This is a genomic window from Bacillus cereus group sp. BfR-BA-01355, from assembly GCF_022663675.1.
Lineage (GTDB): Bacteria > Bacillota > Bacilli > Bacillales > Bacillaceae_G > Bacillus_A > Bacillus_A thuringiensis_S.
Genome location: NZ_JAKUFY010000058.1, coordinates 1 through 13,954, shown reverse-complemented (window position 1 = coordinate 13,954; position 13,954 = coordinate 1). Strand labels below are relative to the sequence as shown.

Genomic DNA, 13,954 nt, shown 5'->3' with positions numbered 1-13,954 from the left:
GTAAAAATAGAAGATATAAAGACCTGAAAAATAGAGAAAACAGACATATAAATAGAGCATTTTTAGGGGAGCTTTACTTATATGTAGAACACGAGGTGAAGAAATGGCAAAACAAAAGCAAAGAGGGACGAAGGCAAAGGCAAGACGTACGATAAAGCCAACTTTGTATTATGAAATCGTCGGTTTAACTCTTTTTGCACTTTCAATCATTACGATTTTACAGCTAGGCGTTGTAGGGAAATCGTTTGTGTTATTTTTTCGCTTCTTCTTTGGTGAGTGGTACATAATTGGTGTGTTAGGTGTAATAGCTTTATCGGTTTCCTTTGTTATAAAACGCGGATGGCCGAACCTTTTAAATAAACGGTTAATTGGATTTTATTTAATTGTATTGGCAATATTAATGTTTAGTCATATTACATTATTTAACCTTCTTACAAAAGATGGAGCAGTGCAAAATACTTCTGTTATTGTGAGTACGAAAGATAACTTCTTTCTTGAAATGAAAAAAGGGCCAGATAGCGTTCATTTAGGCGGTGGTATGTTTGGTGCGCTTATGTTCGCGACATGTTACTTCCTATTCGACGAAGTAGGAGCCTATATCATTGGGATTATTTTAGTTATTCTCGGGGTACTCTGTATAACAAATAAACATATTGGAGAAGTGTTAGCTCCAGTTGGTAGAATTCTTAGAAGTCAATTTCAAGTGATGCAAGGGGATTATAAAGATTGGAGATCCAAAAGAACGGCTGAACAAACAGAAAAGAAAAAAACAACAAGAAGTACAAGAAGCAAACGTGCTGCAGAACAAGAAGAAGTGATTGAGCCGATGGAAGAAATCCAAATTGATCCGCCAATTATTTCAAATTTCACTGAGAATTATCCTGCAAATGAAGAAGAGGATAAACGAATCGAAGTAGAGCAAGAAGATTTGATCACTTCACCGTTTATTGAAGAGACTCCACCAATTGAAGAATCAAAGAAAAAGCGTGGAGAAAAAATCGTTGAATCGTTAGAGAGTGAAGCGCAAGCACCTCCTATGCAATTTTCAAATGTAGAAAATAAAGATTACAAGCTTCCTTCACTTGATATATTAAAATTTCCAAAGAATAAGCAAGTTACAAATGAAAATGCGGAAATTTATGAGAATGCTCGTAAATTAGAACGTACATTCCAAAGTTTCGGAGTGAAAGCGAAAGTAACAAAAGTGCATAGAGGTCCTGCAGTTACAAAATATGAAGTGTATCCTGATATGGGGGTAAAGGTAAGCAAAATTGTCAGTTTAAGTGATGATTTAGCCCTTGCATTAGCTGCAAAGGACATTCGTATTGAGGCGCCAATTCCCGGGAAATCAGCTGTAGGGATCGAAGTTCCGAACTCAGAAGTTTCGATGGTAACGCTGAGGGAAGTTCTTGATTCTAAGGCTAACAATCATCCGGAAGAGAAGTTGTTAATTGGTCTTGGCCGAGATATTACAGGTGAAGCTGTATTAGCCCGTTTAAATAAAATGCCCCATTTACTCGTAGCTGGTGCGACAGGGAGCGGGAAAAGTGTATGTATTAACGGTATTATTGTTAGTATTTTAATGCGTGCAAAACCACATGAAGTAAAATTAATGATGATTGACCCGAAAATGGTAGAGTTAAATGTATATAACGGTGTGCCTCATTTGTTAACACCAGTTGTAACTGATCCGAAAAAAGCATCGCAAGCATTGAAAAAAGTTGTGAGTGAGATGGAACGTCGTTATGAATTGTTTGCTCATAGTGGTACACGTAACATTGAAGGATACAACGATTATATAAAAGAGCATAATAGTCAATCAGAAGCGAAACAACCCGAATTACCGTATATTGTAGTAATTGTGGACGAGTTAGCAGATTTAATGATGGTTGCTTCGTCTGATGTAGAGGATGCGATTATGCGTCTAGCGCAAATGGCTCGTGCTGCTGGTATTCATTTAATTATTGCAACGCAACGTCCGTCAGTTGACGTTATTACGGGTGTTATTAAAGCGAATATTCCATCACGTATTGCATTCGCTGTATCTTCTCAAACAGATTCTCGTACAATTCTTGACGGTGGTGGTGCAGAGAAGCTACTAGGTCGTGGCGACATGCTGTTTATACCAATTGGTGCATCGAAACCTGTACGTGTACAAGGTGCATTTTTATCAGATGATGAAGTTGAGAGAGTTGTAGAATATGTTATTGGACAGCAAAAAGCACAATATCAAGAAGATATGATTCCGCAAGATGTTCCTGATACGAAGAAGGAAGTAGAAGATGAATTATATGATGAAGCGGTTCAACTTGTAGTGGAAATGCAAACAGCATCTGTTTCTATGCTACAACGTAGGTTTAGAGTAGGTTATACGCGAGCTGCTCGTCTAATTGATGCAATGGAAATGAATGGTGTAGTAGGTCCATATGAAGGTAGTAAACCGAGAGAAGTACTCATTAATGATGTACAAGAAAAAAGTTCTTAAAAAAAGCCTAATTGTTTTTACAATTAGGCTTTTTTATATAGTGTTTTTGTTATATACTATACTCAGCAATAAAGAAAGGGCTTACATTTAGAGGGTATCTTTAGAATACGAATACTTTGAGTATGTTTTATGTAAATGTTCGATATTTAATGTAGAAAAATGTTGGATTTTGTTGACACGTATGAGAGCAAGTGGTAAGATTACTTCGAAAAGAATCACTGCCTCATATAATCTTGGAGATAAGGTCCATAAGTTTCTACCTGGCAACCATGAATTGCTAGACTATGAGGGGAAAAGTGTGTAACAAAGGATGTAAAGGATCTTTGTGCCGAACTTTTTCTCGAAATGAGGAATGTTTATGGTGCAAAGTTTTTTTTATACAGTAAAGAGTGAAAATTTCATTTTAAAAAATTATTATTATTTATTCGACAATTGCGCTTATTTTTAGTGGTTAGTCATTTGTACTATGTTGTAAGTTGAAAAAAGAGAAAAGAAGTCTTACATCAGAGGTCGAATAATTGAAATGCGGGGGAGTCTTATGTCAGTAAAATCCGATAGTCGTCACCTATATTTACGGGTGATTGATCACATCAAAGAAAAAATTAAAGATGGGGCTTATAAAGAACGACAAAAGTTACCATCAGAGTTTGATTTAGCGAAAGAACTTGGCGTAAGTAGAGCGACTTTAAGGGAAGCGTTACGTATTTTAGAAGAAGAAAATGTTGTCATTCGTAGACATGGTGTAGGGACATTTGTAAATGCAAAGCCATTATTTTCTTCTGGAATAGAACAACTTTCTAGTATTACAGATATGATTTCTAGTGTGGGGAAAACACCAGGAACGATCTTTTTATCATCATCTACTACAACTTTAACAGAAGAGGAAAAAGAGAAGTTTAATAGTGAAGATGGTTTCAATGCAGTGATGATTGAACGCGTGCGTACAGCAGATGGGGAACCTGTTGTATATTGTATCGATAAACTTGCAAAAGAAATATTGCCAGATTTATCGGGTTACAATGAGGAGTCATTATTAACGGTGATACATAATAACACGCATAAGCGCATAACATATGCGGTTGCTCATATTGAGCCAATTGGCTATCACCCTAAAATCTCACCGATTTTAGAATGTGAGCCTGAAACAGCACTGCTTGTATTAAAACAAATGCACTATGATCAAAATGATGAGCCAATCTTATATTCTATCAATTACTTTAGAGCTGATAAGTTTAGCTTCCACGTATTAAGAAAGCGTATGTAGGTAAGTTCCTTTTTAGGGAGGTGACAGCAAGAAGTAAGGAACAGCAGCGAAAGAATAAAAAAATATATATCATTTTTGGAGGGGTTTCTAGTATGAAGAAAAAAGCAGGTCTTTTATTATCATTAACATTAGCAGCAAGTACAGTTTTAGGTGCATGTGGTAACTCGGATAAGGCAAGCAGTGACAAGAAAGACACGAAAGACTTCAAGGTCGGTATGGTAACGGATGTTGGGGGCGTTGATGACAAATCGTTCAACCAATCGTCTTGGGAAGGACTAAAAAAGTTTGGTAAAGATAACGGATTAAAGGAAAAGACAAATTATCGTTACCTACAGTCTGAAAAAGAAGCGGATTATATTCCAAACTTAAAGAAATTTTCAAAAGATAAGTATGATTTATCTTTCGGAATTGGTTATAAATTAGAAGGTGCAATTAAAGAAGTAGCAAAAGAATCTCCAAAACAACAATTTGCAATCGTTGATACTGTAGTAGATGCACCAAACGTAACGAGCATTACATTTAAAGATCATGAAGGATCATTCCTTGTAGGTGCGGTAGCAGCTATGTCAACAAAATCGAATAAAGTAGGATTTGTTGGTGGGATGAAGAGTGATTTAATTAGTAAATTCGAAAATGGATTTAAAGCGGGTGCAAAAGCAGTAAATCCAAACATTGAAATCGTATCTGAATATGCAGAAGCATTCGATAAACCTGAAAAAGGTACAGTTCTTGCATCAGCAATGTATGGTCAAGGCGTAGACGTAATTTATCATGCTGCTGGTGGTACAGGTAACGGTGTATTCACTGAAGCGAAAAACCGTAAGAAAAAAGGTGAAAATGTTTGGGTAATCGGTGTTGACCGTGATCAAAACCAAGAAGGTATGCCTGAAAACGTAACATTAACTTCAATGGTAAAACGTGTAGATATCGCTGTTGAAAAAGTAGCGCAAGAAGCGAAAGACGGTAAGTTAAAAGGCGGTAAAGTAGAAGCGTTTGGTTTAAAAGATGACGGTATTGGTATTTCAAAAACAACTGATAACGTGAAAAAAGTTAACCCTGAAATTTTAACAAAAGTAGAAGAATTTGAAAAGAAAATTACAGACGGTGAAATTAAAGTACCGGCTACAGATAAAGAGTATAAAGAATATGAAGCTTCTCTAAAAAAATAAATAGAGAAATAGCAAAGGTTAGTTCATAGAACTAACCTTTGTATGTATAAAACTTCCGAATTGCTTAATAAGTTAATAGTGTAATAGGGAATGTTCCCTGTTAAAAGGAGGAACACAATGGAATACGTAATTGAGATGAATAACATTACGAAAGTATTCCCAGGCATTGTAGCGAATGATGATATTACGCTGCAAGTAAAGCAGGGTGAGATACATGCTTTACTTGGAGAAAATGGTGCAGGGAAATCCACATTGATGAATGTACTATTTGGTTTGTACCAACCAGAACAAGGTGAAATTAAAATTAAAGGAAAGTCTGTAAATATTACCAATCCGAATGTGGCAAATGACCTTGGTATTGGAATGGTTCATCAGCACTTTATGCTTGTTCATAATTTTACAGTTACAGAGAATATTATTCTCGGAAATGAACCGAGGAAAAAAGGGAAAATTGCTGTTGAGGAAGCTGCTAAAGAAATTCAAAAACTGTCTGAACAATACGGTTTAGCTGTAGATCCATATGCGAAAATACAGGATATTTCAGTGGGTATGCAACAGCGTGTTGAGATTTTGAAAACTCTTTACCGCGGTGCAGAAATTTTAATATTTGATGAACCGACAGCTGTGTTAACACCACAAGAAATTCATGAGCTAATTCAAATTATGAAAAAGCTTGTGCAAGAAGGAAAATCTATTGTTCTTATTACACATAAGTTGAAAGAAATTATGGAAGTTTGCGATCGTTGTACGATTATTCGTAAAGGAAAAGGAATTGGAACGGTTGACGTTGCAAATACGGATGAAAATAAACTTGCAGAATTAATGGTCGGACGTCAAGTGAATTTTAAAACAGAAAAAATAGACGCGAAACCAAAAGAAGAGGTACTTTCAATTGCAAATCTTGTTGTTCACGATGCACGTCAACTACCTGCTGTAAAAGGCCTTGACTTAACTGTTCGTGCGGGGGAAATTGTTGGGATTGCAGGGATTGATGGAAATGGACAAAGTGAATTAATAGAAGCAATTACTGGTTTACGAAAAGTTGAGTCAGGTTCTATTGCAATTAAAGGGAAAGAAATAACAAATTGGCCTGTTAGAAGAATAACAGAAGAAGGAATTGGTCATATTCCAGAAGATCGTCATAAACACGGACTCGTCCTTGATTTTTCTGTTAGAGATAATATAGTTCTGCAAACGTACTATAAGAATCCGTTTTCAAAGAAAGGGATTTTAAATTTCAGCAAAATTACAGAAAAAGCAAAGGCTCTTATTGAACAGTTTGATGTACGTACACCTAGTGAGCAAACTTTAGCACGCGCTCTATCTGGGGGAAATCAACAAAAAGCAATTATTGCACGTGAAGTAGACCGTGATCCAGATTTATTAATCGCAGCACAGCCAACACGTGGTTTAGATGTAGGAGCAATTGAATTTATTCATAAGAGATTAATAGAGCAAAGGGATAAAGGGAAAGGTGTATTACTTTTATCACTAGAGTTAGATGAAATCTTAAATGTTAGCGATCGAATTGCTGTTATTTATGAAGGGAAAATTGTAGCAATAGTTGATGCGAAAGAAACGAATGAACAACAGCTTGGATTGTTAATGGCTGGAGGAACAAAGAAGGAGCAGGTGGGTACAAATGGCTAAAAAACTTTTAACAGAACGAACGATAAATATTTTAGTCCCAGTACTATCCGTTATTTTTGGCTTACTTGTCGGAGCGATTGTAATGTTAGTTAGTGGTTATGATCCAATTGTAGGTTATAGTGCACTTTGGACAGGGATGTTCGGTAGCGCAAGTGCGATTGGTGAAACGCTTCGTACAATGATACCGCTTATTCTTGCTGGTTTATCAGTGGCGTTTGCATTTCGTACAGGTTTATTTAATATCGGGGTAGAGGGTCAATTGCTAGTTGGTTGGCTTGCAGCGGTTTGGTTCGGTTATGCAGTTTCACTACCAGCTTTCCTTCATATTCCATTATCTATTTTATTCGCAGCATTGGTAGGAGGAATTTGGGGCTTCATTCCTGGATATTTAAAAGGAAAGTTTCAAGTTAATGAGGTTATTGTAACAATTATGATGAACTATATCGCATTATATGTAACATATGACATCATTAAGCGCTTTTTACATGAAGGTAATGATAAAACGTATGACATTAAAGAGAGTGCATCACTATCTTCAGACTGGCTTGCTAGCATTACTGATGGTTCGCGTCTTCACTGGGGAATTATTGTAGCAATATTAATCGCTATTTTAATGTGGTTCTTATTAGATCGAACAACTTTAGGCTACGAATTAAAGTCGGTAGGATTTAATCAGCATGCTTCTCAATATGCAGGTATGAAAGTTTCTCGTAATGTAGTATTCTCCATGACAATTGCTGGTGCATTTGCGGGGATTGGTGGAGCGATGGAAGGATTAGGAACATTCCAGAGTATGACCGCGATGTCTTCGTTTACAGGAGTAGGATTTGATGGGATTGCCGTAGCATTACTTGGAGGGAATAATCCGTTTGGTATAATCCTTTCAGCTTTATTATTTGGTGGTTTGAAAAGTGCTTCCCCTCAAATGAACTTTGAGGCAGATGTACCATCAGAGCTTATTAATGTAATTATTGCATGTATCATCTTCTTTGTTGCATGTAGTTATGTGTTAAGATGGGCGCTTACACGCATGAGCAAGGAGGGGAAATAAATGAGCTTTTTAGATATATTAGCCATTCTTGTGACGGGTACGTTATATACATCGGCACCTATCATTTTCACAGCACTAGGTGGAGTATTTAGTGAACGATCGGGTGTTGTAAATATCGGATTAGAAGGACTAATGCTATTTGGTGCATTTATTGGAGTTGTTACAAACTTATTAATGGGTGATACTTGGGGAACGATGACCCCGTGGATTGCGTTATTATTTGCGGCAATTGGTAGTGGATTATTTGCATTACTTCATGCGGTAGCTTCTATTACATTCCGAGCAGATCAAGTTGTAAGTGGTGTAGCAATTAACTTCTTATCCCTTGGTTTAACGGTATTTGCAATTAAGAAGATTTTTGATAAAGGGCAGACTGACTTTATTCAGTATCGTATTGAAAAGATTGATATTCCAGGCCTTTCGGATATTCCGGTTTTAGGGAAAATATTTTTCTCGAATGTACCAATAACGTCGTATATTGCCATTATTTTAGCATTCGTTGTTTGGTATGTTATTTATAAAACACCGTTCGGTCTTCGTCTACGTGCTGTTGGTGAACACCCAATGGCAGCGGATACGATGGGGATTAACGTATATAAAATGCGCTATATTGGAGTCTGTATTTCAGGAGTGTTTGCTGGAATTGGTGGAGCGATTTTTGCAATGTCAATTTCTAATAACTTCTCAGGGGCAACTATTACAGGACAAGGTTTCTTAGCTTTAGCTGCTATGATTTTTGGAAAGTGGAATCCACTAGGCGCACTAGGTGCAGCTCTATTCTTTGGTTTTGCGCAATCTCTTAGTGTAACGGGCGGAACAATTCCTGTATTAGATCAAATTCCAAGTGTTTTATTAACGATATTACCATATGTATTCACAATATTAGCGCTTGTTGGTTTTGTAGGTCGTTCTGAAGCTCCGAAAGCATTAGGAACTCCTTATGAAAAAGGAAAACGATAAGTATTTTATAAGTATAAAAAAGCTCGCACATTAGTGTGGGCTTTTTTACATAGAATATATTTAATACGGAATTTTACTATGTTCCTTACATATTAAAGTTTTTAGAAAGAATCATATGTAAGCATAATAAGGGAGAAAAGTTGATTTTTTATTTCTAAAAACTGTATATTGAAGAGGAATATTCCTATATACGTAAAGGAGGGCTATAAATGAAACTAATGGAACAACAACTACATGAGTTAGGTGGTTTGCGCGTACATATTATCCCGACTGATAAATATAAAACGAATACCTTTGTATTTCGTTTTAAAGCGCCTTTAAATGAGGAGACGGTGACAGAGCGTGCCCTATTGCCATACGTATTGCAAAGTGCCACAGAAAAATTACCTTCTGTAATTCGTCTTCGTCAATATTTAGAAGAATTATACGGGTCTTCTTTAGCGGTAGATGTAAGTAAAAAAGGGGAAGACCATATTATCTCCATTTATGTAGACATTGCAAATGAAGTTTATTTACATGATGCACCACCGTTATTTGAAAAAGCGCTTTCTATGTTGTCTGATATTGTGTTACATCCAGCAACCGAGGGGAACGGTTTCCTATCTTCTATCGTAGAAAGTGAAAAAAGAGCACTGTTACAGAGAATTGAAGCTACTTATGATGATAAAATGCGTTATGCAAACGAGCGTTTAATTGAAGAAATGTGCAAAGTAGAACCGTATCGTTTAAGTGCAAATGGAAAAAAAGAGAGTGTTACGTCTATTACAAATGAAAGTCTGTATCAATATTATCAAAAGGTGTTAGCAGAAGATGAAATGGATCTATATATTATTGGTGATATTTCAGCAAACGCCGTTGATCTTGTAAGTAAGTATTTTTCTATTTCAGCTCGTCCAGTGAGAGAAAGAAATGTACTCCTTCATAGACGAAATAATGAAGAAAAAGAAGTTGTTGAAAAACAAGAATTAAAACAAAGTAAATTACACATCGGTTATCGTACATTTGTCACATATAAAGATGAAGATTATTTTGCATTGCAATTGTTCAATGGATTGTTTGGTGGTTTTTCTCATTCGAAGTTATTCGTAAATGTGCGTGAAAAAAATAGTTTAGCGTACTATGCAGCATCGCGCTTTGAAAGTCATAAAGGTTTATTATTTGTTATGTCAGGAATCGAAGCGAAAAATTATGAAAAAGCAGTTGAGATTATTAAAGAACAAATGCTTGCGATGCAAAACGGAGAGTTTTCTGAAGAAGAAATACATCAAACAAAAAGTGTCATCCAAAATCAAATATTAGAGGCGATTGATACACCGCGTGGATTTGTAGAAATGCTATATCATGGTATTATTTCAGATCGTACACGTCCAGTTGAAGAATGGCTTACAGGTATAGAAAGTGTAACAAAAGAAGAAATTGTAAAAGTAGCCAAAAATATTGAACTAGATACAATTTACTTTTTACAAGGAACGGAGGGAGAGTAAATGGGAAAAATTGTTTATGAGCAATTAAAAGAAACACTCTATTATGAAAAACTTCCTAATGGATTAGATGTATATGTTTTACCGAAACAAGGATTTAATAAAACATTTGCGACGTTTACGACGAAATATGGTTCAGTAGATAATACATTTGTACCATTGGGGAAAGAAGAAATGATTCGTGTGCCTGATGGGATTGCACATTTTCTTGAGCATAAATTATTTGAAAAAGAAGATCACGATGCTTTCCAATTGTTTAGTAAACAAGGAGCATCGGCAAATGCTTTTACATCCTTCACACGAACAGCTTACCTTTTTTCATGTACTTCAAACGTAGAACAAAATTTAAATACATTGCTAAACTTCGTGCAAGAGCCTTATTTCTCTGAAAAAACAGTTGAAAAAGAGAAGGGGATTATTGGGCAAGAAATTCAAATGTATCAAGATAACCCAGATTGGCGTTTGTACTTTGGGTTAATTGATAGCTTGTTTGTAAAACACCCAATTAAAATTGATATTGCAGGGACAATCGAATCTATTAGTAAAATTACGAAAGATTTATTATATGAATGTTATGAAACATTTTATCATCCGAGCAATATGTTATTATTTGTTGTGGGTGCAATTGATCCAGAGAAAACAATGGATTTAGTACGTGAAAATCAAGCGGAAAAAGATTATAAAAACCAGCCAGAAATTGTGCGTTCATTTGAAGAGGAACCAAATGAGGTAAATGAAAAGAAAAAAATTATTTCAATGCCTGTGCAAACACCGAAATGTTTAGTTGGTATTAAAGCGACTAATTTAAAAGAAAAGGGGCAAGCGCTTTTAAAACAAGAAATTGCGCTTACGTTACTCTTAGATTATTTATTTGGAAAAAGTTCTGTTCATTACGAAGCTTTATATAATGAAGGACTTATTGATGATTCATTCTCGTATGACTATACAGAAGAAAATAACTTCGGTTTTGCAATGGTTGGTGGTGATACGAAACAACCTGATGAATTGGCAGATCGTTTAAAAGATATTTTATTAAAAACAGATTATGATCAATTAGATGCGGCGGCATTAGAACGAGTGAAGAAAAAGAAAATTGGTGGTTTTTTACGCTCGTTGAATTCACCAGAATATATTGCAAATCAATTTACACGATATGCGTTTAATGAATCTAGTCTATTTGATGCATTGACTGTATTAGAAGGGCTAACGGTTCAAGACTTACAAGAAGTAGCAAAATTATTGTTATCAGAAGAAAAAATGAGTGTTTGTCAGGTGTTACCGAAAAAATAACATTTTAAAGATACCCTCATCTTATCATTGAAAAATTGTAAGATGAGGGTATTATTTAGTTGTGTGAAAATTGAACTTGTAGAGATAAGAGAGGGAATTTATGAAAAAGTATGCGTTAGTAACTGGAGGGAGCGGAGGGATTGGCTCTGCTATTTCGAAACAATTAATTCAAGATGGATATACAGTTTATGTTCATTACAATAACAGTGAAGGAAAGGTATTGGAATTGCAGAAAGCATGGGGAGAAGTTATCCCTGTTCAAGCGAATTTAGCTTCTAGTGATGGAGCAGAGCAATTGTGGGGACAAATTGAACACCCTATTGATGTTATTGTATACGCAGCTGGGAAGAGTATTTTTGGACTAGTAACAGATGTAACAAACGAAGAATTGGGTTATATGGTAGAACTTCAAGTGAAGAACGTATATAAATTACTTTCAATGGCACTTCCGCCTATGATCGGGAGGAGAAGTGGTAATATTGTAATTATTTCATCTATATGGGGACAAATAGGGGCTTCTTGTGAAGTGCTGTATTCAATGGTAAAAGGGGCGCAAAATTCATATGTGAAAGCTTTAGCGAAGGAAGTTTCTTTAAGTGGATTACGTGTGAATGCAGTAGCACCAGGAGCAGTTGAAACGGAAATGTTAAGTGTTTTTTCTGAAGAAGATAAAATGGGAATTGCTGAAGATATACCATTAGGTAGAATAGGATTACCAGAAGAAGTAGCAAAAACAGTTTCATTCCTCGTATCACCAGGAGCATCATACATAACTGGACAAATCATCGGAGTGAATGGCGGTTGGCACTGCTAAAAATTTCTTACATAAAAAATGAACAGTTGCACAAATTAAGGATGATTTTATTACTCAATAGTGAGGTGCTTAATTATGTCAGTATTAGATAATTTTGATCAGTGGAAGAGCTTTTTAGGAGATCGTTTAGAGCAAGCGCAAGGAAAAGGTTTAGACGGCGGTGCGGTATCAGATATGGCATTTCGTGTTGGCGACTACCTTGCTAATGAAGTAGAAGGGCGCAATGACCAAGAGAAATTATTAGCTGAGCTTTGGAAAGTTGCTGATGAACAGGAGCAACATACAATTGCAAACTTAATGGTTAAGTTTGTACAACATAAGTAAAAGTAGAGAGGAGATTCTCCTCTCTACTTTTTTTGTATAATAATTACACAGGATAGATTATACATTTAGCTTCCCTATTAAGGTGAAATCATATAATATAGTACGTAGGTGTAAAGTAAGCAAGGGGAGTGATCTTGGATGATTGAATGGTATTTTGAATATGAAATACATAAAAACCGACCTGGCTTGCTTGGTGACGTTTCTTCGTTAATCGGTATGCTCGGCATTAATATTGTCACAATTAATGGTGTAGATAATGCACGACGTGGGTTACTTCTTATGTGTGATAATCAAGAGCAAATCTCTAGACTTGAATCAATTTTAAATACGATGGATAACATAACGGTAACGAAATATCGTCCGCCCAAGCTAAGAGATAAGCTAGCGGTTAGGCATGGTAGGTACATACAACGAGATGCAGATGATAAGAAAACATTTCGATTTGTGCGTGATGAATTAGGCTTACTTGTAGACTTTATGGCAGAAATTATGAAAAAAGAAGGCCATAAACTAATTGGGATACGCGGAATGCCTCGTGTCGGAAAAACAGAATCCATTGTTGCTGCAAGTGTTTGTGCAAATAAAAGGTGGTTATTTGTATCATCTACTCTTATTAAGCAAACTGTTCGTAGTCAATTAATTGAAGATGAGTATAGCGATGACAATATTTTCATCCTAGATGGAATTGTGTCAACGAAGCGTGCCAACGAAAGACATTGGCAGCTCGTTCGTGAAATTATGAGATTGCCTGCAACGAAAGTTGTGGAACATCCTGATGTATTTGTGAGTCAGTCAGAATACACATTGGATGATTTTGATTATATTATCGAGTTGCGTAACGATTATGATGAAGAAATTCAATATAATTTAGTAGATGAAATTGAGCAAGGTACGCAAAATAATTTCTCTATGTTTGACTTTTAAAGAAATATTGAGGTGTTAGTAGTGACGGAATTGGGACAAAAGCTGAAAGAAGCAAGAGAAGCGAAAGGCTTGTCTATTGATCAGCTGCATGAAATTACAAAAATTCAAAAACGCCATCTAGTGGCAATTGAAGAAGGCAATTATGATGTATTGCCAGGAGCTTTTTATGCGCGTGCATTCATTAAACAATACGCAGATGCTGTTGGATTAAATGGAGAGGAACTGCTTGTAGAACATCAGAGTACGATACCACAATCTGAAAGGCGTGAAGTTCCACAAGTATCAACGGGACAAAAAACACAAGAAACAATGCAAAAATCTTCATCATGGCCAGTTGCAGATCACATGCCGAAAATCTTAGTTGCGCTGTTAGTAATCGCGGTTGGAGTCGTAATCTGGTTTGTGTTTCAAGCGTTAACTGGAAAAGATGATGAAAAAGTTCCGAGTGCTCAAAGTGAGAAAATTGAAGTTCAAAAAGCGAAAGATTCTCCGTTAGATACGAAGAAAGCGGAAGAGCCAAAGAAAGAAGAGCCAAAGAAAGA

12 protein-coding genes and 1 riboswitch are annotated in these 13,954 nt (G+C 36.0%); all 12 genes read left to right on the top strand.

What is annotated here, in order from left to right:
* Positions 1-103: 103 nt before the first annotated feature.
* Positions 104-2,485 carry a DNA translocase FtsK gene (locus MR167_RS18805; RefSeq protein ID WP_242315224.1) on the top strand — a complete coding sequence of 794 codons (2,382 nt, stop codon included), beginning with the start codon at positions 104-106 and terminating at the stop codon, positions 2,483-2,485.
* A 203-nt stretch (positions 2,486-2,688) separates the two neighbouring features.
* Positions 2,689-2,790: riboswitch (purine riboswitch) on the top strand.
* Between the two features lie 233 nt (positions 2,791-3,023).
* A complete protein-coding gene (locus MR167_RS18800; protein WP_000114182.1) occupies positions 3,024-3,749 on the top strand; it encodes a GntR family transcriptional regulator in 726 nt (241 codons plus the stop codon).
* A 92-nt stretch (positions 3,750-3,841) separates the two neighbouring features.
* Positions 3,842-4,918, top strand: coding sequence for a BMP family lipoprotein (locus tag MR167_RS18795; RefSeq protein WP_000725767.1), 1,077 nt, complete (start codon positions 3,842-3,844; stop codon positions 4,916-4,918).
* A 117-nt stretch (positions 4,919-5,035) separates the two neighbouring features.
* Positions 5,036-6,568, top strand: coding sequence for an ABC transporter ATP-binding protein (locus MR167_RS18790; RefSeq protein ID WP_000456928.1), 1,533 nt, complete (start codon positions 5,036-5,038; stop codon positions 6,566-6,568).
* Positions 6,561-7,619, top strand: a complete 1,059-nt coding sequence (locus MR167_RS18785; RefSeq protein ID WP_001085255.1) for an ABC transporter permease — start codon at positions 6,561-6,563, stop codon at positions 7,617-7,619. The genes MR167_RS18790 and MR167_RS18785 overlap by 8 nt, the downstream gene beginning before the upstream one ends.
* Positions 7,620-8,579, top strand: a complete 960-nt coding sequence (locus tag MR167_RS18780; RefSeq protein ID WP_000008857.1) for an ABC transporter permease — start codon at positions 7,620-7,622, stop codon at positions 8,577-8,579.
* Between the two features lie 209 nt (positions 8,580-8,788).
* Positions 8,789-10,063, top strand: coding sequence for an EF-P 5-aminopentanol modification-associated protein YfmF (yfmF, locus tag MR167_RS18775; protein WP_016098850.1), 1,275 nt, complete (start codon positions 8,789-8,791; stop codon positions 10,061-10,063).
* Positions 10,064-11,350, top strand: coding sequence for an EF-P 5-aminopentanol modification-associated protein YfmH (gene yfmH, locus MR167_RS18770; RefSeq protein WP_242315222.1), 1,287 nt, complete (start codon positions 10,064-10,066; stop codon positions 11,348-11,350).
* Positions 11,351-11,450: 100 nt separating this feature from the next.
* A complete protein-coding gene (ymfI, locus tag MR167_RS18765; protein ID WP_242315220.1) occupies positions 11,451-12,164 on the top strand; it encodes an elongation factor P 5-aminopentanone reductase in 714 nt (237 codons plus the stop codon).
* A gap of 75 nt (positions 12,165-12,239) precedes the next feature.
* Complete coding sequence (locus tag MR167_RS18760; protein WP_000114444.1) at positions 12,240-12,488, top strand: DUF3243 domain-containing protein; 249 nt, start codon at positions 12,240-12,242, stop codon at positions 12,486-12,488.
* A 138-nt stretch (positions 12,489-12,626) separates the two neighbouring features.
* Positions 12,627-13,412, top strand: a complete 786-nt coding sequence (locus MR167_RS18755) for a DUF3388 domain-containing protein (protein ID WP_000574107.1) — start codon at positions 12,627-12,629, stop codon at positions 13,410-13,412.
* Positions 13,413-13,433: 21 nt separating this feature from the next.
* On the top strand, positions 13,434-13,954 hold a 521-nt coding region (locus MR167_RS18750), incomplete at its 3' end, for a helix-turn-helix domain-containing protein (RefSeq protein WP_242315218.1).

Coding starts and splice junctions, on each gene's coding strand:
- yfmH (WP_242315222.1), top strand. CDS start 10,064: ATGGGAAAAATTGTTTATGAGCAATTAAAAGAAACACTCTATTATGAA.
- MR167_RS18795 (WP_000725767.1), top strand. CDS start 3,842: ATGAAGAAAAAAGCAGGTCTTTTATTATCATTAACATTAGCAGCAAGT.
- MR167_RS18785 (WP_001085255.1), top strand. CDS start 6,561: ATGGCTAAAAAACTTTTAACAGAACGAACGATAAATATTTTAGTCCCA.
- ymfI (WP_242315220.1), top strand. CDS start 11,451: ATGAAAAAGTATGCGTTAGTAACTGGAGGGAGCGGAGGGATTGGCTCT.
- MR167_RS18780 (WP_000008857.1), top strand. CDS start 7,620: ATGAGCTTTTTAGATATATTAGCCATTCTTGTGACGGGTACGTTATAT.
- yfmF (WP_016098850.1), top strand. CDS start 8,789: ATGAAACTAATGGAACAACAACTACATGAGTTAGGTGGTTTGCGCGTA.
- MR167_RS18790 (WP_000456928.1), top strand. CDS start 5,036: ATGGAATACGTAATTGAGATGAATAACATTACGAAAGTATTCCCAGGC.
- MR167_RS18755 (WP_000574107.1), top strand. CDS start 12,627: ATGATTGAATGGTATTTTGAATATGAAATACATAAAAACCGACCTGGC.
- MR167_RS18800 (WP_000114182.1), top strand. CDS start 3,024: ATGTCAGTAAAATCCGATAGTCGTCACCTATATTTACGGGTGATTGAT.
- MR167_RS18760 (WP_000114444.1), top strand. CDS start 12,240: ATGTCAGTATTAGATAATTTTGATCAGTGGAAGAGCTTTTTAGGAGAT.
- MR167_RS18805 (WP_242315224.1), top strand. CDS start 104: ATGGCAAAACAAAAGCAAAGAGGGACGAAGGCAAAGGCAAGACGTACG.